This window comes from Mesorhizobium sp. M0119 (genome assembly GCF_040322615.1).
GTDB lineage: Bacteria > Pseudomonadota > Alphaproteobacteria > Rhizobiales > Rhizobiaceae > Mesorhizobium.
Genome location: NZ_JAMYTU010000002.1, coordinates 13,824 through 36,146, shown reverse-complemented (window position 1 = coordinate 36,146; position 22,323 = coordinate 13,824). Strand labels below are relative to the sequence as shown.

Sequence of the window (22,323 nt, the reverse complement as noted above, 5' to 3'; positions counted from 1 at the left end):
GCCACCTTCCCCCGCATCTGGACCCTACCCGTGCGCAACCATGACGTGGCGGACGGCGGTATAGTCCTCCAGCGCGTAGAGCGACATGTCCTTGCCGTAGCCGGATTGTTTCAGTCCGCCATGCGGCATCTCGTTGGTCAGCATGAAATGGGTGTTGATCCAGGTGCAGCCATATTGCAGCCGGGCCGCCGTCGCCATGGCGCGCGAAACGTCCTTGGTCCACACCGATGACGCCAGGCCGTAGTCAGAGTCATTGGCCCAGTTCACGGCCTCGTCGACTTCGGAAAAGCGGGTGACCGAGACCACCGGGCCGAACACTTCGCGGCGCACGATCTCATCCTCCTGCAGCGCACCGGCAACGACGGTCGGCTGGTAGAAGAAGCCGGAGCCCTCGCCAGGCTTGCCGCCCGTGGTGATCTCGATGTGCTTGAGCTCCGAGGCGCGCTCGACGAAGCTCGAGACGCGGTCGCGCTGGCGGCGCGAGATCAGCGGCCCAATCTCGTTCTCGGTATCGTCGGGACGATCATACTTGATGGTCGAGACCGCAGCGGAGAGGTCGGCGACGAGCTTGTCGTAGATCTTCTTGCCGGCGTAGATGCGGCATGCGGCGGTGCAGTCCTGGCCGGCGTTGTAATAGCCAAAGGCGCGCAGGCCGTTGACCACCGCACCGAGATCGGCGTCATCGAAGACGATGACAGGCGCCTTGCCGCCGAGCTCGAGATGCGTGCGCTTGACCGATTTGGCGGCGGCCTGCAGCACCTTCTTGCCGGTGGCGACGTCGCCGGTGATCGAGATCATGTTGACCCTCGGATGGTTGATCAGCGTGTTGCCGACGCTGTCGCCGCGGCCGAGCACGACGTTGACGACGCCTTCCGGCAGGATCTCGGCAAGGATTTTTGCCAGCTTCAGCGCAGTCAGCGGCGTCTGCTCCGACGGCTTGAAGACGACGGTGTTGCCGCCGGCAATCGCCGGCGCCAGCTTCCAGGCCATCATCATCAGCGGATAATTCCACGGCGCGATCGACGCGACAACGCCGATAGCGTCGCGGCGGACCATCGAGGTGTGGCCGGGAATATATTCGCCGGCGACCTGGCCGGGCATCGAGCGGACCGCGCCGGCAAAGAAGCGGTAGCAGTCGACGATCGCCGGGATCTCGTCATTGAGCACGGCATTGATCGGCTTGCCGCAGTTCAGCGCCTCGAGCGCCGCGAAATCCTGTGCAGCAGCCTCGATGCGATCGGCGATCTTCAGGAGATAGCCGGCGCGCTGCGCCGGTGTTGTGCGGGACCAGGTGACGAAGGCTTTTTCGGCCGCAAGCACTGCCGCCTCGATCTGCGCCGGGCCGGCCTCGGGAAGATTGAGGATGGTCGCCCCGGTCTTCGGGTTGAGGATCGGTTCCTCGGTCTCGGTGCCTTTTTCGAATTTCGAGCCGATCAGCATCTGCGTGTCCATGGAAGTCTCTCCCTTATGAACGAGATCATTTGCCCGAACCGGCGATCTGGTCGCCGTCGCGGGTCAGGTAATAGGCAGCGAGAATGGGAAGCAGCGTCACCAGCACCACGACCATCGCCACGACATTGGTGACCGGACGCTGGCGCGGACGGATCAATTCTTCGAGCATCCAGATCGGCACCGTCTGCTGCTGGCCGGCGGTGAAGGTGGTGACGATGACCTCGTCGAAGGACAGCGCAAAGGCAAGCATGCCGCCGGCCAGCAGCGCGGTTGCGATGTTGGGCAGCACGACATGCCGAAAGGTCTGGAAACCGTCGGCGCCGAGGTCCATCGACGCCTCGATCATCGAGCCGGACGTGCGGCGGAAACGGGCGACCGCATTGTTGTAGACGACGACCACGCAGAAGGTCGCGTGGCCGAGCACGATCGTCCAGAACGAGAACGGGATTTCGGCCAGCGCGAAGGCCGAGCGCAGCGCAATGCCGGTGATGATGCCGGGTAGCGCGATCGGCAGGATCACTAGCAGCGAGATGGTTTCGCGGCCGAAGAATTTTGTGCGGGACACGGCGGCGGCGCAGAGCGTGCCGAGGACCAGCGCGATGGCGGTCGAGATCGCCGCGACCCGTACAGACAGCGACAGCGCCTGCCAGACGTCCGGCCGGTTCCAGGTCACGGCGAACCATTGCGTGGTCAGGCCCGGTGGTGGCCAGACGAAGCTCTTCTCCTCGGTGGTGAAAGCATAGACGAAGATCAGCAGAATCGGCAGGTGCAGGAAGAGCAGGCCGCCGGTGGCGGCGAGCTTCAGGCCGAGAGGCGCGGATGGGCCACGGTCAGAGCGCATCGAAAGCCCCCATGCGCTTGGCGCCCCAGAGGTAGAAACCCATGATGACGATGGGCACCACGGTAAAGGCGGCGGCGAGCGGGATGTTGCCGGCAGTGCCTTGCTGCGAATAGACGGCCTGGCCGATGAACAGTCGCGAGGTACCGATGATCTGCGGGATGATGTAGTCGCCGAGCGTCAGCGAGAAGGTGAAGATCGAGCCGGCGACGATGCCGGGCAGCGCCAGCGGAAACAGCACGTTGCGGAAGGTCTGGCCGGGCGAAGCGCCGAGATCGGACGAGGCCTCGACCAAATTGCCCGGCACGCGCTCAAGTGCGGCCTGCACCGGCAGGATCATGAACGGCAGCCAGACATAGACGAAGACGATGAAGGTGCCGGTTGAGGAGACCGACAGCGAGTTGCCACCGACGATCGGCAGCGATAGCCAGGCATCGAGCAGCCACAGAAGATGCAATTTGGCCAGCAGCCAGGTCAGGATGCCTTCCTTGGCGAGGATCAGCTTCCAGGCATAGATCTTGACCAGGTAGCTCGACCACAGCGGCAGCATTACGCCGAGATAAAACAACGCCTTCCAACGGCCGCGCGCATAGCGCGCCGCGTAATAGGCTATGGGAAAGGCGATGACCGCCGACGCGAGCGTCACCAGCGCCGCCATCGTCACCGTGCGCAGGATGATGTCGAGATTGGCGGCCTGCAGCAGGTCGCCGTAAGTCTTCAGCGTGAACTCGCGGTTGATGAGGCCGGAGAACTCGTCAATCGAAAAGAAACTCTGCAAAAGCAGCGCGAAGAGCGAGCCGATATAGACGATGCCGAGCCACAGAACCGGCGGCAGCAGCATGAGCAGAAGCAGCAGTTGGGGCCGGCGCCAGAAGATGTCGGAGAGCGCGCCGCGTACGCCGCCGCTGCCCGGCAGGATGGCGGGGGCCGTGGCCCGCGGCATGGCAGCGTCAAGGCTCATCCCAGATCGTCCATCAAATGCAAATGCTCGCGGTTGAAGGTGAGCACCACCGCCTCGCCTTCCCGGGGCAAGGCAGCACCCGCCGGCACGATGGCATGTAGCTGCAAGCCCTCTGCATCGAGCGTCAGTCTTGTCGTGGCGCCGAGATAGTTGGTCGAGACAAGACGAGCGGCAACGCCGTCGCCTTTGGCGGCACGACCGATGCGGATGGATTCGGGCCGCAGGCTGCCCCAGCGATGCTGGCCGGCATAGCGCTGGACGAAATCCGGCGGTAGCACGTTGGACGAGCCGACGAAATCGGCGACGAAGCGGGTCTTGGGGCGCTGGTAGATGTCTTCCGGCGTGCCGATCTGCATGATCTTGCCGTCATTGAAGACGGCGACGCGGTCGGCCATCGACAGCGCTTCGCCCTGGTCGTGGGTGACGAACACGAAGGTGATGCCGAGCGCCTTCTGCAGCGATTTCAACTCCTCCTGCATGTTTTCGCGCAGCTTGAGGTCAAGCGCGCCGAGCGGCTCGTCGAGCAACAGCACCTTGGGCTGGTTGAACCAGCGCGCGGGCAAGCGCGACGCGTTGGCGCTGACCGCCGGAGAGCTGGCCGGGGCGACGCGCGCCGTAGCCGGGAAGCCGCACCAGCGCCAGCGCCTCTTCCGCCGCCTTTTGCCGCTCCGGTCTGCCGACGCCCTTGACCATCAGCCCATAGGCGACGTTGTCGAGCACGTTGAGATGCGGGAACAGCGCATAATCCTGGAACACGGTGTTGACGTTGCGGCGATAGGGCGGCACGCCCTCGGCGCGTTCGCCGAAGATCGAGATCGACCCAGCCGCCGGCTGCTCGAAGCCGGCGATGAGGCGCAGGCACGTCGTCTTGCCCGAGCCGGAAGGCCCGAGCATGGCGAAGAACTCGCCCGGCACGATGTCGAGATCGACCGCGTCGACGGCACGCACGCTGCCGAAATGGCGGGAGACTTTTTGGAAGGAAACGGCGGAGGTCATGGGCTGTCCTGATCTGTCAGGCTCATTAAATTTCAGGCGGTTGCGCCGCCCCTCATCCGCCTGCCGGCACCTTCTCCCCGTATAGTGGACGGGGAGAAGGGAGGCGCTCCAACGCTGGCGACCCCCCGTTCTTCACGGGGAGAGGGTAAGGGTGAGGGGCAGCGCCGAGCTTCGTAGGTGAGGCGAACTCACCGCCCGCCGATGACGCCGATATAGTCCGACACCCAGCGGTAATAGGGCACGCACTGATCGTTCTGGGTGGCGCATTTCGAGACCGGCGTCTTCCAGAACTTGATCTTGTCGAAATTGTCGTAGCCGTTGGTCTTGCAGCCCTCTTCGCCGAGCAGTTCGTTGCCCTTGCAGGCGGCAGGCACCACCGGCAGCGAGCCGAACCAGGCGGAGACGTCGCCCTGCACTTTCGGCGACAGCGAATGCTCAATCCACATGTAGGCGCAGTTCGGGTGGGCCGCATCGGCCTCCATCATCGTGGTGTCGGCCCAGCCGGTGACGCCCTCCTCGGGGATGGTCGAGGCGACCGGCTTCTTGGCCGCGATCAGCGTGTTGACCTGGTAGGGCCAAGAACCGGAGGCGACGACGCCTTCGTTCTGGAAATCGTCGACCTGTATGGCGGCGTCATGCCAATAGCGTCCGACAAGCGTACGCTGGACGCGCAGCAGGTCGAGCGCGGCCTTGTACTGGTCCTCGGTCAGTTCGTACGGATCCTTGATGCCGAGCTCCGGCTTGTGGGCCATCAGGTAATTGGCGGCGTCGGCGATGTGGATCGGCCCGTCATAGGCCTGGACGCGGCCCTTGTTCGACTTGCCGTCGGGCAGCTTAATTTCCTCGAACACGATGTTCCAGCTCTTCGGTGCCTCCTTGAACACTTCGGTGTTGTACATCAGCACGTTCGGCCCCCACTGATAGGGGACGCCGTAATGGACACCGCCGACGGTGAACCAGGGCGCATCCTTCAGCCGGTCGTCGACCGTCTTCCAGCTCGGTATGAGGTCGGTGTTGATCGGCTGGACGCGCTTGCCGGCAACCAGGCGCAGCGAGGCATCGCCCGAGGCGGTGACCAGGTCGAAGCCGCCTTCGTTCATCAACGAGACCATCTCGTCGGAGGTGTTGGCGGTCTTGACGTTGACCTTGCAGCCGGTTTCCATTTCGAACGAAGTGACCCAATCATAGCCCTTGTCGGTTTCGCCGCGCTCGATATAGCCCGGCCAGGCGACGATATTGACCTCGCCTTCGCCCTTGCCGAGCTCCTTGACCTGGGCGATGGCCTGGCCGGAGAAGGTCAGCGCGACCGTCAAGGCAGTGCATGATTTCAGCAATGAATTCATCGTCGATCTCCCATTTTTGCATGACCTCGAAACCGGTTTCGGTTTTCGGAAGAAGATCATGCGCCCGTTCAAAACGTTGGATGCGCGGCTCTGAAGGGCCGTGCTCCGGCGGCAGCTTTGTTCCCTGACCGAAAAGTGCTGCGAAATTTCCGGTTTCGCAAATTCATTTATCAGAAAGCCGATATCGGTTTTTCCGATACATCAGCGGCCGATCTTCTCGGGCCGTTGGCGCACCATGCGCTGCGACTGGGCAAGTCCGATGAAGTCGCGCGCTGCCTGCGGCAGGCCGGAGCCGCGCCGCCAGACCATGCCGACCTGGACGACCGGCAACGACCCCGAAATATCGCGCGATTCGATGCGGTCGCCTTCCAGCGACCATGGCCGGTAGACAAGGTCGGGCAGCAGCGCCACGCCGGCGCCGGTAGCGACGAGGCTGCGCACCGCTTCGACCGAGCGGGTGCGGAAGGCGACGTGCGGCTTGGCGCCGATCGCCGTCAGCAGCTTTCCGGTATTCTCCTCGATCTCGTCGACGGTCAGCATGATCAGCGGTTCCGAGGCGATGTCGCCGATGCCGATGATGTCGGCGCCGGCCAAGGGGTGTCCGAGCGGCAGCCACAGCCGGTAGGCCGAGACTTCGAGGATTTCGGACTGCAGTGCCGTGCGGTCGCGCAGGTTCGAGGTGACCATGACGGCAATGTCGAGCTTGCCGCCGATCAACAGGTGCTCGAGATAGTCGCCATTGTCCTCGATCGCCGAGACTTCGACACCCGGATAGGCGCGGCGATAGCGGGCAAGAAGATCGGACAGCACATAGCCGGCGACCAGCGAAGTGACGCCAAGTTGCAGCCGCCCGCTTGCCGCGATCCGTTCGCCGAAGAAGGCGCGGCGCGCATCGGAAACGTCGGCCAGGATCTTTCTCGCATGGCGGAGGAACTGGTGACCCTTGTGGGTGATGTTCAAGCCGCGCGGGTGGCGTTCGAACAGCTCGACGCCGAGATCGTGCTCCAACTCCTTGATCGCTTCGGTGACCGAAGATTGCGAGATCGACAGGTTCTGGGCGGCGCCCGACACTGTGCCTTGCTCGGCGACGGCGATGAAGAACTGCAATTGGCGGATGGTGAAAGCCATGGCTGGACTAAACACGGCAGAGGCGGCGCTGGGAAGTGGAATGCTGGTGCCGATCTCCCGATAGAGCTCAGCCCCCGCTCCCGCCATCGGCAATGCTGAGCCGCGCGCCGGCCTGGGCAAGGGCAGCGGCGATGTCGTGCGGCGGCGGCCGGTCGGTGGCGAGTTCGGAAAAGCCGTCGAATCCGCAGACCTGAACCAGACCCTGGCGGCCGAATTTGCTGTGGTCGGTGACGACAAGCGAACGCTGGCCGCGCGACAGCACCATGCGGGCGAACTCGGCCTCTTCCAAGTCATAGTCCATGACGCCGGTGACGGCATCGACCGCACCGGTCGATATCACCGCATGGCTGACGGAAAAGCGGCTGACAAATTCGATGGCCGAGACGCCGAAGGCAGCACCGGAATCGCTGCGCAGCTCGCCGCCGGTCATATAGACCTTGTTGCCGTTGACGGTGGCCAGTGTGCGGGCGATGTCGGAGGAGTTGGTGACGACCGTCAGCCGCCGGTGGCCGAGCAGTTCCCGGGCCAGGAAAGAGGTGGTAGTGCCGGTGTCGAGCATGATGGACTCGCCGTCGCGGATGGTGGCGGCGACCATGCGCGCTATTGCCCGCTTGGCATCGGCGTTCTCGCGCATGCGCCGCTCGAACGGCGCTTCGCCGGCCATCGACGGCAGGCCGACGGCGCCGTGCATCTTGAGGATCGAACCGTCGCTGGTCAGTGGCTTGACGTCGCGGCGTACCGTCTCCAGCGAGACGCCCAGCCGGTCGGCCAGGCTGGCAATGGTGACAGTGCCTTCCTCCTTGAGGAGGCGCAGGATTTCGCCGTGCCGCTTCGAGTGGACCATCGGTTCCATCCGGTCGGATTGTTGCACTACTGACCGTTTCTACGGCATAATAGCCACTAATTCCAAGGAATTTAGCAAAATTCGGGCGAAAAACCAGAAAACACCACAATTTCGCGTTGACAACGTCTCCAGCGTGGCGCGACATTATCGCTGTGACAGGCTCGGAACGGAGGACGGGGCTGAGCCGCACGAAAAATCGCCTGCCCGAACGCCCGGGAAACTGTCGGGTGCAAGGGTGCCGAAATTCAGGATCCGCGGGGGCGGATGCCGGCGTCGAAGAACCCGGCACAAAGGGGCTCGTCGGTGCGGTGCGGGATACCGATCCCGAGATCTGCACCGACGAGATCTTCGCGTTGCCTCCATTCCTCCGTCCGATTGTCATAGCTGGCCAGCCGTGACATGCGTGGAAAATTGACCCAATGTTGGACGAGATCGTGACTGTCGAAGACCGCATCCGCGCGCTGCCTTGCTGGACCGGCAGCATCGACATTGCGCCGCTGCCGGGCGGGTTGAGCAATGCCAATTATCTGGTCAAGGACGCGGTCGGGCGGCACGTCGTGCGGATCGGCCAGGATTATCCGTTCCACCATGTCTTTCGCGAGCGCGAGATGATGACCGCGCGAGCAGCGCACGCGGCAGGCTTCGCTCCGGCCGTCCACTACACCGGACCCGGCGTCATGGTGACGGAGTATCTCGGCGCCAAGGCCTATGTCGCACAGGACGTGCGCGCCGATCTCGGCCGCGTTGCCGCGTTGCTGCGCGGCTTCCACCGGGAAATGCCCGGTCATGTCTCCGGCGCCGGCTTCATGTTCTGGGTATTCCATGTCATTCGCGACTATGCGCGCACGCTGGAGGAAGGCGGCAGCCGCAAGCTGGGCGAACTGCCGCGCCTGTTGACGCTGGCGGACGAGCTCGAGCGCGCGCAAAAACTGCTGCCGATCGTCTTCGGCCACAACGACCTTTTGCCGGCTAATATAATCGACGACGGTCACAGGCTTTGGCTCATCGATTTCGAATATGCCGGCTTCAACACCGCGATGTTCGACCTTGCCGGCGCGGCGTCGAATGCCGGCATGAGCGACGAGGAATCCTTCGCCTTTCTGACCGCCTATTTCATGAAGGAGCCGGACCCGGCAATACGGCGCTCGCACGCCGCCATGCAATGCGCGTCGCTGCTGCGCGAGGCGATGTGGGGCATGGTTTCCGAGCTCTACCTCGACGCGCCCGGCATCGACTACGCCGCCTACGCCGACGAAAACCTGGCGCGGCTCGAAACCGCCCTGGAGAACTACAGGACAAAATACGGGACGCGGACATGACCCTGCCCGCCCAGGCCGAGATCGTCGTCATCGGCGGTGGCATCATCGGCTGTTCGACGGCCTATCATCTGGCGCGCGACCATAAGGCCGATGTCGTGCTGCTCGAGCAGGGCAAACTGACCTCGGGCTCGACGTGGCATGCTGCCGGGCTGGTCGGCCAGTTGCGCTCGTCGGCGTCGATTACGCGGGTGCTCAAATATTCGGTCGATCTTTATAAGGGGCTGGAAGCCGAAACCGGCCTCGCCACCGGCTGGAAGATGACCGGCTGCCTGCGCCTCGCCACCAATGCCGACCGCTGGACCGAGTATAAGCGGCTGGCAACGACGGCAAAGAGCTTCGGCATGGATATGCATTTGCTGTCGCCGGCCGAGGTCAAGGAAATGTGGCCGCTGCTGGCAACCGGCGACCTCGTTGGCGCGTCCTGGCTGCCGACCGACGGTCAGGCAAGCCCTTCCGACATCACCCAGTCGCTGGCCAAGGGCGCGCGCATGCACGGCGCAAAATTGTTCGAGGAGGTGCGGGTCACCGGCTTCGAAATGAGAGACGGCCGCATCACCGCGGTGAAGACCAGCAAGGGCGATATCGCCTGCGACAAGGTGGTGAACTGCGCCGGGCAATGGGCGCGGCAGATGGGTGCGCTGGCTGGCATCAACGTGCCGCTGCAGCCGGTGAAGCACCAGTACATCATCACCGAGAGGATCGACGGCTTGGCGACCGACGCGCCGACGATTCGCGATCCCGATCGCCGCACCTATTTCAAGGAGGAGGTCGGCGGGCTGGTGATGGGCGGCTACGAGCCGAACCCGCAGGCCTGGACGACCGGTCTGCCTGGCGGCGATGTGCCGGAGGATTGGGAGTTCCGGCTGTTCGACGATGATTACGATCATTTCGAGCAGCATATGAGCCAGGCGATCGAGCGTGTCCCGGCGCTCGCCAATGCCGGCGTCAAGCAGATGATCAACGGCCCGGAGAGCTTTACGCCGGACGGCAATTTCATCCTCGGCGTGGCGCCGGAATGCGCCAATATGTTCGTTGGCGCCGGCTTCAATGCCTTCGGCATCGCGTCCGGCGGCGGCGCCGGCTGGGTGCTGGCGCAATGGGTCGTCGACGGCGAGGCGCCGCTCGATTTGTGGGTGGTCGACATCCGCCGCTTCTCCGATCTGCACCGCGACCGGCAATGGGTCGGCGACCGCACGTTGGAAGCCTACGGCAAGCACTACGCGATCGGCTTCCCGCATGAGGAATATGTCAGCGGCCGGCCGCGCATCGTCTCGCCTTTGTACGAGCGGCTGCAAAAACATCGCGCCGTGTTCGGCTCGAAACTTGGCTGGGAGCGGCCTAACTGGTTCGCGCCGGAAGGCATCGAGCCGAAGGACGTCTATTCGATGGGCCGGCAGAACTGGTTCTCGGCGGTTGGCGACGAGCACCGCCACGTGCGCGAAAAGATCGGCATTTTCGACCAGTCGTCGTTCGCCAAATACGAAATGACCGGAGCCGACGCGCTGAAGGCGCTGGACTGGATCTGCGCCAACGATGTCGCCAGGCCGGTCGGCCGGCTGACCTACACGCAGCTCCTCAACACGCGCGGCGGCATCGAGGCCGATTTGACCGTGGCGAGGCTCGGCGAGGAGAAATTCTACATCGTCACCGGCACCGGTTTCCGCACGCATGATTTCTCCTGGATTGCCGATCATATCGGCAGGGAGTTCGACGTGACGCTGACCGACGTCACCGAGGATTTCGGCACATTGTCGCTGATGGGGCCGCGCGCCCGTGACGTGCTGTCAGCGGTGACCGATGCCGACGTCTCGAACGCCGCCTTTCCGTTTGGCCATGTTCGCGAGATCGCCATTGCCGGCCACCCGGTTCGGCCGCTGCGCGTCACCTATGTCGGCGAGCTCGGCTGGGAACTGCATGCGCCGATCGCGGCAACGGGCGAGGTTTTCGATGCACTGATGGCGGCGGGCGCCGTCCACGACATCCGCCCGGTCGGCTACCGGGCGCTGGAATCGCTGCGGCTGGAAAAAGGCTACCGCGCCTGGGGCGCCGACATCACACCCAACGACACGCCGCAGGAGGCCGGCCTCGGCTGGGCGGTGAAGCTCAGGAAGAACACCGATTTCCTCGGCCGGCGGGCGCTTGAAAAGCTCGATGGCTCGACGCTCAGGAAACGCTTTGCCGGCTTCACTGTCGACGATCCGGATGTCGTGCTGCTCGGGCGCGAGACCATCCTGCGCAACGGCGACGCCGTCGGTTATCTCACCAGCGGCGGCTATGGCTACACCATCGGCAAGAACATCGGCTACGGCTATGTGCGCAATGCCGATGGCGTCAACGATGATTTCCTCACTTCCGGCAACTACGAGCTCGTGGTGGCAATGGAACGGACGCCGGCTAAGATCCATCTCGAGCCGCTTTACGATCCGACGGGGGCAAAGGTGAAGGCCTAGAGCCTTCCGGTTTCAGCCTCAGTTCACGATGAGCACCAGCCCCCGGCTCGGCACGGTATCGGCCTCGCCTGGCATCGAAACATAGGGCGGCGTCTCTTCGGCGCGCGTGACGGTGCCTTGCGCCTCGAGCTCGGCGATCCGGGCGGCAAACCCGGCATCCCACAGCGTATTCTTCACCGTCAGCACGATCACCCCGCCCGGACGGCAGACGCGGATCAGCTCGTCCAGCCCCTCGGCTCCGACATGGCCCGACGTGAAGACGCCGGCGGAGATGATCCCAGCATAGGCATCGTCCACGAAGGGCAGCGGTCCGCCAAGCGCCAGGCAGTGCAGCGCAGAATAGACGCCCTTGCGCGAGGCTTGCGCCAGCATGCCTTCCGAAATGTCGAGCGCTTCGACCTGCGGATAACCGGTGATGGCAAGCCATTCGCCGATGAGCCCGGTGCCTGCCCCGGCATCGAGCAGAGGTGCGGCGCCGCGCGGCAGATGGCGGGCCAGCAAGGCAAGGCAGAGGGTGGGATGGCGATAGCCGGCCGCCGACATGTCGGCGTCATAAGTGCCGGCCCAGCTGTCGTAGAGCGCCGCGACGTCTTCCGGTCGCTTCGCCGCATAGGCTGCGGCGAGCGCGCTCTGCTGTTTGCTGTCCGTCATCGCTTTCCGTCGCCTGGTATCGATCTGCAACGCGATCATAGCCAAACGGCGAAAACTGTGGAACCGTCATCGTCGCAATAACACGGGGAAAGGAGCGAAAGCCATGGCGGATGACCAGGCACGCGCCGCACTTGCGGCCATTCCGATGCTGGCCGGCTATGACGGCCCGCTGGAACGGCTCGGCGGTCTCACCAACCTCGTCTTCAGGGGGAAAGATTTCTGCCTGCGCATCCCCGGCAAGGGCACCGAGGAATATATCAACCGCGCCAACGAGGCAGTGGCGGCGCGGCAGGCGGCAAAAGCCGGCGTCAGTCCGGATGTGCTGCATGTCGATGCCGAGACCGGCGTGTTGGTGACCCGCTTCGTTGCCGGTGCCGAGACGATGTCGCCGGAAAAGTTCAAGACCCGACCGGGCAGCCCGGCACGCGCCGGCAAGGCCTTTCGCAAGCTGCACACATCCGGCGCGGTGTTCCCCTTCCGCTTCGAGCTGTTTGCGATGATCGACGACTATCTGCAGGTGCTGTCGACCAAGGATGTCGCTCTGCCTTCCGGCTATCACGATGTGGTCCGCGAGGCGGAGGCAGTGCGCTCGGCACTTGCCGCTCATCCTTTGCCGCTCGTCGCCTGCCACTGCGACCCGCTATGCGAAAACTTTCTCGACACGGGCGACAGGATGTGGATCGTTGACTGGGAATATTCCGGCATGAATGATCCGCTCTGGGATCTCGGCGACCTCAGCGTCGAAGGGCAATTCGACGCCGCGCAGGAGGAGGAAATGATGCTGGCCTATTTTGGCGGCGAGCCGACACCGGCGGAGCGCGGCCGCATCGTCATCTACAAGGCGATGTGCGACCTGTTGTGGACGCTGTGGGGCTTGATCCAGCTTGCCAACAAAAATCCGGTCGACGACTTTCGCGCCTATGCCGACGGCCGGTTTGCGCGCTGCAAGACGCTGATGGAGACGCCGGAGTTTTCAAGGCATCTGGCGGCGGTGCATGCGGGCTAGAGCAATTCCCTATGAGAGCGGTCCAGAGCTCCAGCGATCCAGTAAAAGGCTTGAATGCTCTAAAAGCGCATTATGATTGAGCAGGTCAGGCGACATGACTTGGAGCAAAGCGCTGGACGTCAGCCTCTATTGGAAAACCCGCTCTATTTCACTCATCGTCAACGTATCGTCAGACTTTTTGCAGTACCAGACGATCAGCGCGATGGTGCCGATGGGGAATAATCCCGCAAGGAGCTGATGCCAACCGCTTCTGTTGATGTCATGCAGTCGGCGAGTGGTCATGGCAAGTGTCGGCAGAAGGACGGCAAGATTCCAAAGAGATGAGATAATTTCATTATTCACAACAGCATCAGCTATCACCGCAACGACAGAGACAATGAAAATGAAAAGGTAGGAATACCAGAACTCCGAGCGGCTGGCTCTGCCCGAAAAAGTCACATAATTTCCGAAAAAGCTTGAAATAGCTTCCGTAAAATTCATCGGAGGCGGTATGTCTCCGAAGCGATTGGAGCCAGCTGGCGCTGGTCTTAAAACAAATACCAATGGCAGGCCGATTAAGACCAAAACTATCAGCCAGTGCCATATAGAGAAACTACCCATTATTCCCCCCAATCACAGTTTCCCCGAAGATATTAGTCTTCGGCCTATCCCCGCCAAGAATCAATCCAGGATTGCGCCCGACAGGAAATTTACACCGCAAAATATCGATGTAAATACCGAACTTTTGGCTGAACACTCCAGTAATTCCGAGCGATAATCATATAATCAACAGATGTTAAAACGCTTCGCTTCAAAACGGTACCATGCGACGCGCTTTACGCTTTGTTGCTTCAGTTCACACCCTTCGGCACATTTTCTGGCGGCACGGTGTCGACCACCTTCTGGCGGTGGAAGATGAACAGGCCGGCCAGCACGACGATGGCCGAGCCGATCAGGATGCGCGGCCCAGGCACATCGCCGAAGAAGGCGAGGCCGAAGACCACTGCCCACAACAGCAGGCTGTAATGCAGCGGCGCCAAGGTCGAGGCCGGCGCCAGCTTCAATGCCCTGGTGATCATCAGATGCGCGCCGCAGGAGACGATGCCGAGAAGCAGCATGGCGCCGAAATCGAGCAAGGACGGCGTCTCCCAACTGCCGATGGTCAGCGCCGCGCCGATCAGCAGGGTGCCGATGGTTTGCCAGGTGACAAGCGAAGTGTCGCTGGTGCCGCGCAGCCGCCGATTGAGGATGATGGCGAAGGCGAATGAAATGCTCCCGGCGAGCGCGAACATCGACGACAGCGAGAACGCGGCCGAAGACGGCTTCAGCATGATCAGCACGCCGCAGAAACCGACCAGGATAGCCGCCCAGCGGCGCCAGCCGACCCTTTCGCCGAGCAGGAAGTGCGACAGCGCCGCCACATAGATCGGCCCGGCCATGTAAAAGCTCATCACGTCGGCGAGCGGCAGATAGACGACCGCCGCGTAGAACAGCGCCGTGTCGAGCGTCGTCATCACCACGCGCAGCAGCTGCAGCTCCGGCCGCTCCATGCGAAACAGCTTGGCCGCACCCTGATGAGCAATCATCGGCCCGAGTATGAAAAACGCGCCGATCGAGCGGATCAGCACGACCTGGCCGACGGAAAAACTGGCGACCAGCCACTTGCCCATAGCGTCGTTCAGCGCAAACAGGAAATCGCCGGCGAGCATCAGCAGGATACCGGCCAGCAGCACGTTCCTGATAGTTGAGTTCTGGGCTGCGGGCTGCGCCATTCCGTTACCGGTTCCTCGCCGTGGGTACGGTGACCCGCGTCGTAGTCGCTAGCAGCGGCCGTGACGAGGCAGAAATCGAGAATTCGGTAAGACCAGCGCCGGAAATCGGCTGGTCTAAGCGTGGCGCCGGTTCACGGTGCCCGGCCTTCCGGCGATCGAAAGCCGGGTGTCCTGCCGGCTGCGTTCGGCCACCACCTTGCCCCTGGCAATGACGCAGAGACGCTCGGGGCGCAGGCGCAGCGCCTCGACCGGATTGCCGGCATCGAGAACGACCAGGCTGGCGCGCTTGCCGACGGCAAGGCCAAGGTGGTCGAGGCCCATGATGGCGGCATTGACGTTGGTGACCATGTCGAAACAGCGCGCCATCTCGGCCGGGCTCGACATCTGCGCGACATGCAGGCCCATGAAGGCGACGTCGAGCATGTCGGCGGTGCCCAGCGAATACCAGGGGTCGAGCACGCAATCCTGGCCCCAGCCGACGCGGATCCCGTGCGCCAGCATCTCCTTGACGCGGGTCAAGCCGCGGCGCTTGGGAAAGGTGTCGTGGCGGCCCTGCAACATGATGTTGATCAGCGGATTTGGGATCGCCGAAACGCCGGCCTCGGCAATCAGCGGCAACAGCTTCGAGACGTAGTAATTATCCATCGAATGCATCGAGGTCAGGTGCGAGCCGGCCACTCTGCCCTGCAATCCCAGGCGTTGCGTCTCATAGGCAAGCTGCTCGATGTGGCGCGACAGCGGATCGTCAGTCTCGTCGCAATGCAGGTCGACCATCAGGCCGCGCTCGGCCGCGATCTCGCAGAGCTCGGTGACGGAGCGCGTGCCGTCGGCCATGGTGCGTTCGAAATGCGGGATGCCGCCGACGACATCGACGCCCAGGTCGAGCGCGCGGACTGTGTTCTGGTGCGCTGTCGGCGAGCGATAGAGCCCGTCCTGCGGGAAGGCGACCAGCTGCAGGTCGATATAGGGGGCAACGGTCTTTTTCACGTCGAGCAGCGCTTCGACCGCCAGCAGGCGGTCGTCGCAGACATCGACATGGGTACGGATGGCGAGCAGGCCCATCGACACCGCCCAGTCGCAATAGGTAAGCGCGCGGTCGCGCACCGCCTCGTGGGTCAGAAGCGGCTTCAGCTCGCCCCACAGCGAGATGCCTTCCAGCAGCGTGCCCGAGACATTGATGCGCGGAATGCCGAGCGAAAGCGTGGCGTCCATATGGAAATGCGGATCGACGAAAGGCGGCGAGACCAGATTGCCATGGGCATCGATCGCCGTGCCGGCGCTGACGTTCAGCTCGGGCTCTATCGCTGCGATCGTTTCGCCGACGATGCCGATATCGGCGATCCTGCCGTCGGGCAGCGTCCCGCCGTGCACCACAAGGTCGAAATCCATCTATCGCCACCTCGTTGAAGAATGATGCTTATTCCGGCACGTACCGCACCGCACCCTTGGCAGCACTTGTCGCCATCGCCGCATAGGCGCGCAAGGCCGTCGTCACCTTGCGCTTGCGCTTTTCCTCCGGCTTCCAGGCAGCCGTTCCCTTGGCCTCCATCGCCGCGCGGCGGGCGGCGAGCTCCGCGTCGTCGACGGCTAGCCGGATGGTGCGGTTGGGGATATCGATCTCGATGGTATCGCCTTCCCTGACCAGCCCGATCAGCCCGCCTTCCGCCGCTTCCGGCGAGACATGGCCGATCGACAGGCCGGAGGTGCCGCCGGAAAAACGCCCGTCGGTGATCAGCGCGCAGGCCTTGCCGAGACCTTTCGACTTCAAATAGCTGGTCGGGTAGAGCATTTCCTGCATGCCGGGGCCGCCGCGCGGCCCTTCATAGCGGATGACGACGACATCGCCGGCCTTGATCCCGTTCGACAGGATCGCCTTGACGCTGGCGTCCTGGCTTTCGAACACTCTTGCCGGGCCGGTGAATTTCAGGATCGATTCATCGACGCCCGCCGTCTTCACGATGCAGCCGTCGAGCGCCAGATTGCCTTTGAGCACGGCAAGGCCGCCATCCCTGGAGAAAGGATGTTCGGCCGAGCGGATAGCACCTTTCTCGCGGTCGAGATCGAGATCGTCCCAGCGGCGGTCCTGGCTGAAGGCGACCTGCGTCGGCACGCCGCCGGGTGCGGCCAGAAAGAAATCGCGGACATTCTGGCTGGTCGTGCGCGAAATATCCCAATGCTCGAGCGCTTCGCCGAGCGTTCGCGTGTGCACCGTCGGCAGGTCGCGGTTGATCAGCCCGGCGTTGTCGAGCTGGCCGAGGATCGCCATGATGCCGCCGGCGCGGTGGACGTCTTCCATGTGCACATCGGCCTTGGCGGGGGCAACCTTGCACAGCACCGGCACCTTGCGCGACAGGGCGTCGATGTCGTCCTGGTCGAAGTCGACCTCCCCCTCATGTGCTGCGGCGAGGATGTGCAGCACGGTGTTGGTCGAGCCGCCCATGGCTATGTCCAGCGTCATGGCGTTCTCGAAGGCGCCCTTCGAGGCGATGCTGCGCGGCAGCGCGGTGTCGTCGTCCTGCTCATAATAGCGCTGGGCAAGATCGACGATCAGGTGGCCGGCCTCGACGAACAGGCGCTTGCGGTCGGCATGCGTCGCCAGCGTCGAGCCGTTGCCGGGCAGCGAGAGGCCGAGCGCCTCGGTCAGGCAGTTCATCGAATTGGCGGTGAACATGCCCGAGCAGGAGCCGCAGGTCGGGCAGGCCGAGCGCTCGATGGTTTTAACGTCCTCGTCGGAGATCTTGTCGTCGGCGGCCGCCACCATGGCGTCGACCAGATCAAGCGCCTGGCTCTTGCCGGCGAGCACCACCTTGCCGGCCTCCATCGGCCCGCCGGAGACGAAGACAGTCGGGATGTTGAGGCGCAGCGACGCCATCAGCATGCCGGGCGTGATCTTGTCGCAATTCGAGATGCAGACCATCGCGTCGGCGCAATGCGCGTTGACCATGTATTCGACGGAGTCGGCGATCAATTCGCGCGACGGCAACGAATACAGCATGCCGTCATGGCCCATGGCGATACCGTCATCGACGGCGATGGTGTTGAACTCCTTGGCGACACCGCCGGCTTTTTCGATCTCACGGGCAACCAGCTGGCCGAGGTCCTTGAGATGGACATGGCCGGGCACGAACTGGGTGAAGGAATTGACCACGGCGATGATCGGCTTGCCGAAATCCGAATCCTTCATCCCGGTGGCACGCCACAGGCCGCGGGCGCCGGCCATGTTGCGGCCATGGGTGGTGGTGCGGGAACGGTAGGCGGGCATTGAACTGTCCTTGCTGTCTGCGTCGCGCCAAAGGCGCGGAAAACCGGAATTGAGCCGCAGGCCTTATAGACGCCACGCTCAGGTCTGGCCACAATTTTGCGCTGCGCCAGGGAGCGGAACGAGCGGCCAGCCAAAGACGCAGCTAGTCCAGGCGTAAAAAAGTCAGAAGTGCTGTCGGATCGTGTTTTGCTCGAGCGTCCTTGGGCAGACGGCAGGGAGGGGCATCAATCGCCAGCCAGCCGTTTCACGAGTGAAAGCAAAACAAAACCAGCCCGAGGAGCAAGAGAATGCAAAAGATCACCACCTGCCTGTGGTTCGACGACCAGTCCGAGGAGGCCATGAACCATTACGTCTCCATCTTCAAGAACTCGAAGGTGCTGAGCGTGATGCGCTGGCCCAAGGGCAGCGGCGATCGTGAGGGCAAGGTGCTGATGGTCTCATTCGAGCTCGACGGCGTTCAGTTCCAGGCGCTCAACGGCGGCCCGCAATTCAAGTTCACCCAGGCAGTCTCGCTCTCCATCGACTGCAAGACGCAGGAAGAGGTCGACTATTTCTGGGACAGGCTTATCGCGGGCGGTGGCGAGCCCAGCCAGTGCAGCTGGCTGAAGGACAAATTCGGCCTCTCCTGGCAGGTCGTTCCCGAGCAGCTGCCCAAGCTGCTGCTGGACCCCGACAGGGAAAAGGCCGGCCGCGTGATGCAGGCGATGATGCAGATGACCAAGATCGACATCGCCAAGATCGAAGAGGCAGCCAAGGGGTGAACAATTGCCCAAGTCAGCGCCGCCCCTCATCGCCCTGCCGGGCACTTCTCCCCGTATAGTGACGGGGAGAAGGGGACCGTCCACAACCTCAGCGTGCATCCTGCAGCGCTGGGCATTGGCGAAACCATCGATGAGAGCCCCCCCTCTCCCCGTCGCTATACGGGGAGAGGATGCCGGCAGGCAGGTGAGGGGCAGCGCTGACGCCGGACTGTTAGGGAACGAAATTCAACCTTTAAGCGATTGCCTTGGAGATACCGCTCAAGCCGCTCTGTCGCGCACCTGGTAATCCTTGACCGCGGCGAAGCGGATCGCCTTCCAGCGCTCGGCCTCGTAGTTGAGCGAGAAGGCGTGCTGGGCGAGGAACACCGGATCATTGTCGAGATCGCGGGCAATGTCGCCGCGATGCGCCTCGATAAAGCGCTGGAGTTCGGCCCTGTCGTCGGCCGATATCCAGCGGCAGACGGAAAAACGCGACATCTCAAAATCGACCGGCAGCGTGTATTCGAAATTCAGCCGCTCCTTCAGGACGTCGAGCTGCAGGGCGCCGACGACGCCGACGATGGCCGGCGAGCCGTCCTCCGGCGAGAACAATTGCACGACGCCTTCCTCGGCCATCTGGTGCAGCGCTTCCTTGAGCTTCTTAGCCTTCATGGCGTCGCCGAGGCGAACGCGACGCAGGATTTCCGGCGCGAAATTCGGCACGCCGCGAAACAGGATCTCCTCGCCCTCGGTCAGCGTGTCGCCGATGCGCAGCGTGCCGTGGTTGGGGATGCCGACGACATCGCCGGCGAATGCCTCGTCGGCGGTGACGCGGGTGCGGGCAAAGAAGAATTGCGGCGCCGACAGGCTCATCGGCTTTCCCGTGCGCACCAGCTTGGCCTTCATGCCGCGCTCGAGCTTGCCGGAGCAGACGCGGACGAAGGCGATGCGGTCGCGGTGGTTGGGGTCCATATTGGCCTGGATCTTGAAGACGAAGGAGGTCATCTTGTCCTCGGTCGCCTCGACCTTGCGGCTGTCGGCCTCCTGCGCGCGCGGCGGCGGCCCATAGGCGCCGAGCGCCTCGATCAGGTCGCGCACGCCGTAATTGCGCAGCGCCGAGCCGAAATAGACCGGGGTCAGATGGCCTTCGCGAAAAGCTTCCAGGTCGAGCGGGCGGCAGGCCTCGCGCGCCAGCTCCAGCTCCTCGATGAAAGCCTCGCGCTCGTTCTCCGGCAACAGGCCGGCAACGCGGTTGGAATCGGGACCGTTGACCGGCGTGCGCTCCTTCTCGGCGTCGCCCTTGCGAACCGCGTTCAGCGCCAGATGGTAAGTGCCGGAAAAGGTCTTGCCGCGGCCGATTGGCCACGTAATCGGCGCTGTATCCAGTGCCAGCTTCTGCTCGATCTCATCGAGGATGTCGAATGGGTCGCGGCTTTCTCGGTCCATCTTGTTGACGAAGGTGATGATCGGGATATCGCGCAGCCGGCAGACCTCGAATAGTTTCAGCGTGCGCGGCTCGATGCCCTTGGCGGCGTCGATGACCATCACCGCGCTGTCGACCGCCGAAAGCGTGCGATAGGTGTCGTCGGCGAAATCCTCGTGCCCGGGCGTGTCGAGCAGGTTGAAGACAGTGTCCTCGTATTCGAAGGTCATCACCGACGTCACCACCGAAATGCCGCGCTCCCGTTCGATCTTCATCCAGTCCGAGCGGGTCTGGATGCGGTCCTTCTTGGCCTTGACCTCGCCGGCAAGCTGGATGGCGCCGCCGAACAAAAGCAGTTTTTCGGTGAGCGTGGTCTTGCCGGCGTCGGGGTGGGCAATGATCGCGAAAGTGCGGCGGCGCGATACCGCTTCTGTAATCATTTCGGACATTTTCAGGATTTCCGTGTGAGGCCGGGCTTCTAGCAGCGGAGTGCAGAGCTGTCGACCTCTCCGGCTGCCGCAGCCGCCGGTTCACGTCCCGACGTCAGGCCGGTTCGGCCGCATGGCTCTCGAAGGCTATCTCGGGAATCCACTCGGCAATCGCGGCGCCGATCCTGTCGGCATGGTCCTCCTGCAGATAATGCGCGCCGGGTCCGAGATCGATCAACCGGCAGTTCTTCAGGCCCGCCGCGAATTCCCGTGCCGCCTGCGGCGAGACGAGGGCGCCCGGATCGCCTGAGAAAAGCAGCTTCGGGTAGGAGGAAAGCCGGAGCGCCCGATGGTCGTTCTCACTGATGGCGGCGACATCGGCTGGCTGGCCTTCGATCGGCAGGTCGCGCGGCAGCCGCAGGATCGGCTTGCGCGATTGCCGCGTCGAGAATGGCGCCCGGTACGCGGCCATTTCTTCATCGCTCATGGTGCGCAGCACAGCGGCCGGCAGCACTTTTTCGACGAAGACGTTGTCTTCCAGGACAAGCTTCTCACCGACGCCAGGCGTGCGCATTGCCTTGAACAATTGGCGCGCCTGCGGACGCTGGTGGAAATCGTCCCAGCTCTCGAAGGGGCGGATGAATTCCATGAAGGCGAGGCCGAGGATCCGCTGCGGCCACCGTGCGGCGAGATGGAAGGCGAGCGCGGTGCCCCAGTCCTGCGCGACGACCACCATGTCGGTGATGCCAAGTGTCTCGATGAAAGCGTCGAGATAGCGGACGTGGTCGAAGAAGCGATAGTCGATGTCCGGCTTGCCGGATTGGCCATAGCCGATCAGGTCGGGCGCAATGCAGCGGCCGAACGGCGCCACATGCGGGATGATGTCGCGCCAGATGTAGGACGACGTCGGGTTGCCGTGCAGGAAGAGCACAGCCGGACCGGCAGTACCTGCCTCGACATAGGAGATGGTGGAATCGAGTACCGCGACTTGCGAGCGTGGCAACATTGTGCGGGATTGCTGCTTTTCGAGTTTAGGGTTCATCGGATCAGCTCCTTTTTGTGAAGACTGTTTTGAAAACGATGTTCTTGAAACGCTCGAGCGGTTCGGGACTGCGCTCCACCTTCATGCGCAGCATCGCGCCTTGCCAGGAACTCAAAAGGAAATCGGCGAGATCCTCGGCATCGAACGCGTCGGTGATATCGCCGGCCGCCTGGCCCTCGGCGATGCCCTCGGCGAAGGGCTTGCGCCAGCGTTCGAAAATGGCGACGAGTTGCAGCCTCAGCGCCTCACTGTGAGCCGCCGTCTCGAGGCTGAGATTGCCGATCATGCAGCCCCGTGCCCAATCATGCGCCTCCAGCTTCGACGTGATGATTTCGAGGTAGCGGCGCAAGCGCCCGACCGGGGGCGTGCCGTCCCGGGCGAGGGCCTGCTCCACCAAACCGCTCACATAGGCGAAATAGCGGTCCAGCACCTCGCCGGTGAACGCCTCCTTGGATGCAAAATGATTGGTGAAGGACCCCGGGCGGGCATCGGCCGCGGCGACGATGTCGCGCACACCGGCGGCCGAATAGCCGGAATTCCAGATGGTTTTGAAACCGGCGTCGAGAAGTTTTTCGCGAAGTGAATGTCTGGCCATATCGATACAATACGTACGTACGTATTAAAATCAAGAGGCATATTTGATACCGCGCGCTCTTGGCAGAACCCACGGGCAATGGCATCGCAGTGGT

General features: G+C 63.2%; 18 protein-coding genes and 1 pseudogene. 4 read left to right on the top strand and 15 right to left on the bottom strand.

Annotated features, from left to right (window positions below):
- Positions 1 to 24: 24 nt before the first annotated feature.
- The 7 genes and pseudogenes from NKJ40_RS02070 to NKJ40_RS02040 form a co-directional block, all read right to left on the bottom strand.
- Positions 25 to 1,452, bottom strand: a complete 1,428-nt coding sequence (locus tag NKJ40_RS02070; protein WP_352464334.1) for a gamma-aminobutyraldehyde dehydrogenase — start codon at positions 1,450 to 1,452, stop codon at positions 25 to 27.
- A 25-nt stretch (positions 1,453 to 1,477) separates the two neighbouring features.
- A complete protein-coding gene (locus NKJ40_RS02065; protein WP_352464332.1) occupies positions 1,478 to 2,293 on the bottom strand; it encodes an ABC transporter permease in 816 nt (271 codons plus the stop codon).
- Complete coding sequence (locus tag NKJ40_RS02060; protein ID WP_352464770.1) at positions 2,283 to 3,233, bottom strand: ABC transporter permease; 951 nt, start codon at positions 3,231 to 3,233, stop codon at positions 2,283 to 2,285. Before NKJ40_RS02060 ends, NKJ40_RS02065 begins: the two co-directional genes overlap by 11 nt.
- 14 nt (positions 3,234 to 3,247) lie before the next feature.
- Positions 3,248 to 4,247, bottom strand: a pseudogene (locus tag NKJ40_RS02055) (ABC transporter ATP-binding protein).
- A 188-nt stretch (positions 4,248 to 4,435) separates the two neighbouring features.
- A complete protein-coding gene (locus NKJ40_RS02050) occupies positions 4,436 to 5,590 on the bottom strand; it encodes an ABC transporter substrate-binding protein (protein WP_352464330.1) in 1,155 nt (384 codons plus the stop codon).
- 201 nt (positions 5,591 to 5,791) lie between these two features.
- Positions 5,792 to 6,718 (bottom strand): LysR family transcriptional regulator, encoded by a 927-nt coding sequence (locus NKJ40_RS02045; RefSeq protein WP_254816127.1) that lies wholly within the window; start codon positions 6,716 to 6,718, stop codon positions 5,792 to 5,794.
- 67 nt (positions 6,719 to 6,785) lie between these two features.
- The gene (locus NKJ40_RS02040) at positions 6,786 to 7,562 is read right to left on the bottom strand and encodes a DeoR/GlpR family DNA-binding transcription regulator (protein ID WP_352464328.1); all 777 of its coding nucleotides are present in this window, start codon (positions 7,560 to 7,562) and stop codon (positions 6,786 to 6,788) included.
- 434 nt (positions 7,563 to 7,996) lie between these two features.
- Here NKJ40_RS02040 and NKJ40_RS02035 point away from each other — a divergent pair, with 434 nt between their 5' ends.
- Both NKJ40_RS02035 and NKJ40_RS02030 read left to right on the top strand, forming a co-directional pair.
- Positions 7,997 to 8,881 (top strand): phosphotransferase, encoded by an 885-nt coding sequence (locus NKJ40_RS02035; protein ID WP_352464769.1) that lies wholly within the window; start codon positions 7,997 to 7,999, stop codon positions 8,879 to 8,881.
- Complete coding sequence (locus NKJ40_RS02030; RefSeq protein ID WP_352464326.1) at positions 8,878 to 11,331, top strand: GcvT family protein; 2,454 nt, start codon at positions 8,878 to 8,880, stop codon at positions 11,329 to 11,331. Before NKJ40_RS02035 ends, NKJ40_RS02030 begins: the two co-directional genes overlap by 4 nt.
- An 18-nt stretch (positions 11,332 to 11,349) precedes the next feature.
- Here the strand turns inward: NKJ40_RS02030 and NKJ40_RS02025 are convergent, their stop codons facing one another.
- Complete coding sequence (locus NKJ40_RS02025) at positions 11,350 to 11,982, bottom strand: class I SAM-dependent DNA methyltransferase (RefSeq protein ID WP_352464324.1); 633 nt, start codon at positions 11,980 to 11,982, stop codon at positions 11,350 to 11,352.
- Positions 11,983 to 12,085: 103 nt separating this feature from the next.
- Between NKJ40_RS02025 and NKJ40_RS02020 the strand changes: the two genes are divergently transcribed.
- Positions 12,086 to 12,988 (top strand): phosphotransferase, encoded by a 903-nt coding sequence (locus NKJ40_RS02020; protein ID WP_352464322.1) that lies wholly within the window; start codon positions 12,086 to 12,088, stop codon positions 12,986 to 12,988.
- 126 nt (positions 12,989 to 13,114) lie between these two features.
- Here the strand turns inward: NKJ40_RS02020 and NKJ40_RS02015 are convergent, their stop codons facing one another.
- The 4 genes from NKJ40_RS02015 to ilvD form a co-directional block, all read right to left on the bottom strand.
- A complete protein-coding gene (locus NKJ40_RS02015) occupies positions 13,115 to 13,588 on the bottom strand; it encodes a DUF805 domain-containing protein (RefSeq protein ID WP_352464320.1) in 474 nt (157 codons plus the stop codon).
- Positions 13,589 to 13,818: 230 nt separating this feature from the next.
- Positions 13,819 to 14,739 (bottom strand): DMT family transporter, encoded by a 921-nt coding sequence (locus NKJ40_RS02010; RefSeq protein WP_352464318.1) that lies wholly within the window; start codon positions 14,737 to 14,739, stop codon positions 13,819 to 13,821.
- A 114-nt stretch (positions 14,740 to 14,853) separates the two neighbouring features.
- On the bottom strand, positions 14,854 to 16,128 hold the full coding sequence (locus NKJ40_RS02005; protein ID WP_352464316.1) for an amidohydrolase family protein: 1,275 nt from the start codon (positions 16,126 to 16,128) through the stop codon (positions 14,854 to 14,856).
- 28 nt (positions 16,129 to 16,156) lie between these two features.
- Positions 16,157 to 18,001, bottom strand: coding sequence for a dihydroxy-acid dehydratase (gene ilvD / locus NKJ40_RS02000; protein ID WP_352464314.1), 1,845 nt, complete (start codon positions 17,999 to 18,001; stop codon positions 16,157 to 16,159).
- A gap of 287 nt (positions 18,002 to 18,288) precedes the next feature.
- Between ilvD and NKJ40_RS01995 the strand changes: the two genes are divergently transcribed.
- Positions 18,289 to 18,762: a VOC family protein gene (locus NKJ40_RS01995; RefSeq protein WP_352464312.1), complete on the top strand. Its 474-nt coding sequence runs from the start codon at positions 18,289 to 18,291 to the stop codon at positions 18,760 to 18,762.
- Between the two features lie 258 nt (positions 18,763 to 19,020).
- Here NKJ40_RS01995 and NKJ40_RS01990 read toward each other — a convergent pair whose 3' ends face one another.
- From NKJ40_RS01990 to NKJ40_RS01980, 3 genes are all read right to left on the bottom strand, one after another.
- Complete coding sequence (locus tag NKJ40_RS01990; RefSeq protein WP_352464310.1) at positions 19,021 to 20,613, bottom strand: peptide chain release factor 3; 1,593 nt, start codon at positions 20,611 to 20,613, stop codon at positions 19,021 to 19,023.
- A gap of 94 nt (positions 20,614 to 20,707) precedes the next feature.
- Positions 20,708 to 21,634, bottom strand: coding sequence for a haloalkane dehalogenase (locus tag NKJ40_RS01985; RefSeq protein WP_352464308.1), 927 nt, complete (start codon positions 21,632 to 21,634; stop codon positions 20,708 to 20,710).
- A gap of 4 nt (positions 21,635 to 21,638) precedes the next feature.
- Positions 21,639 to 22,229 carry a TetR/AcrR family transcriptional regulator gene (locus NKJ40_RS01980; RefSeq protein WP_352464306.1) on the bottom strand — a complete coding sequence of 197 codons (591 nt, stop codon included), beginning with the start codon at positions 22,227 to 22,229 and terminating at the stop codon, positions 21,639 to 21,641.
- Between the last annotated feature and the right edge of the window lie 94 nt (positions 22,230 to 22,323).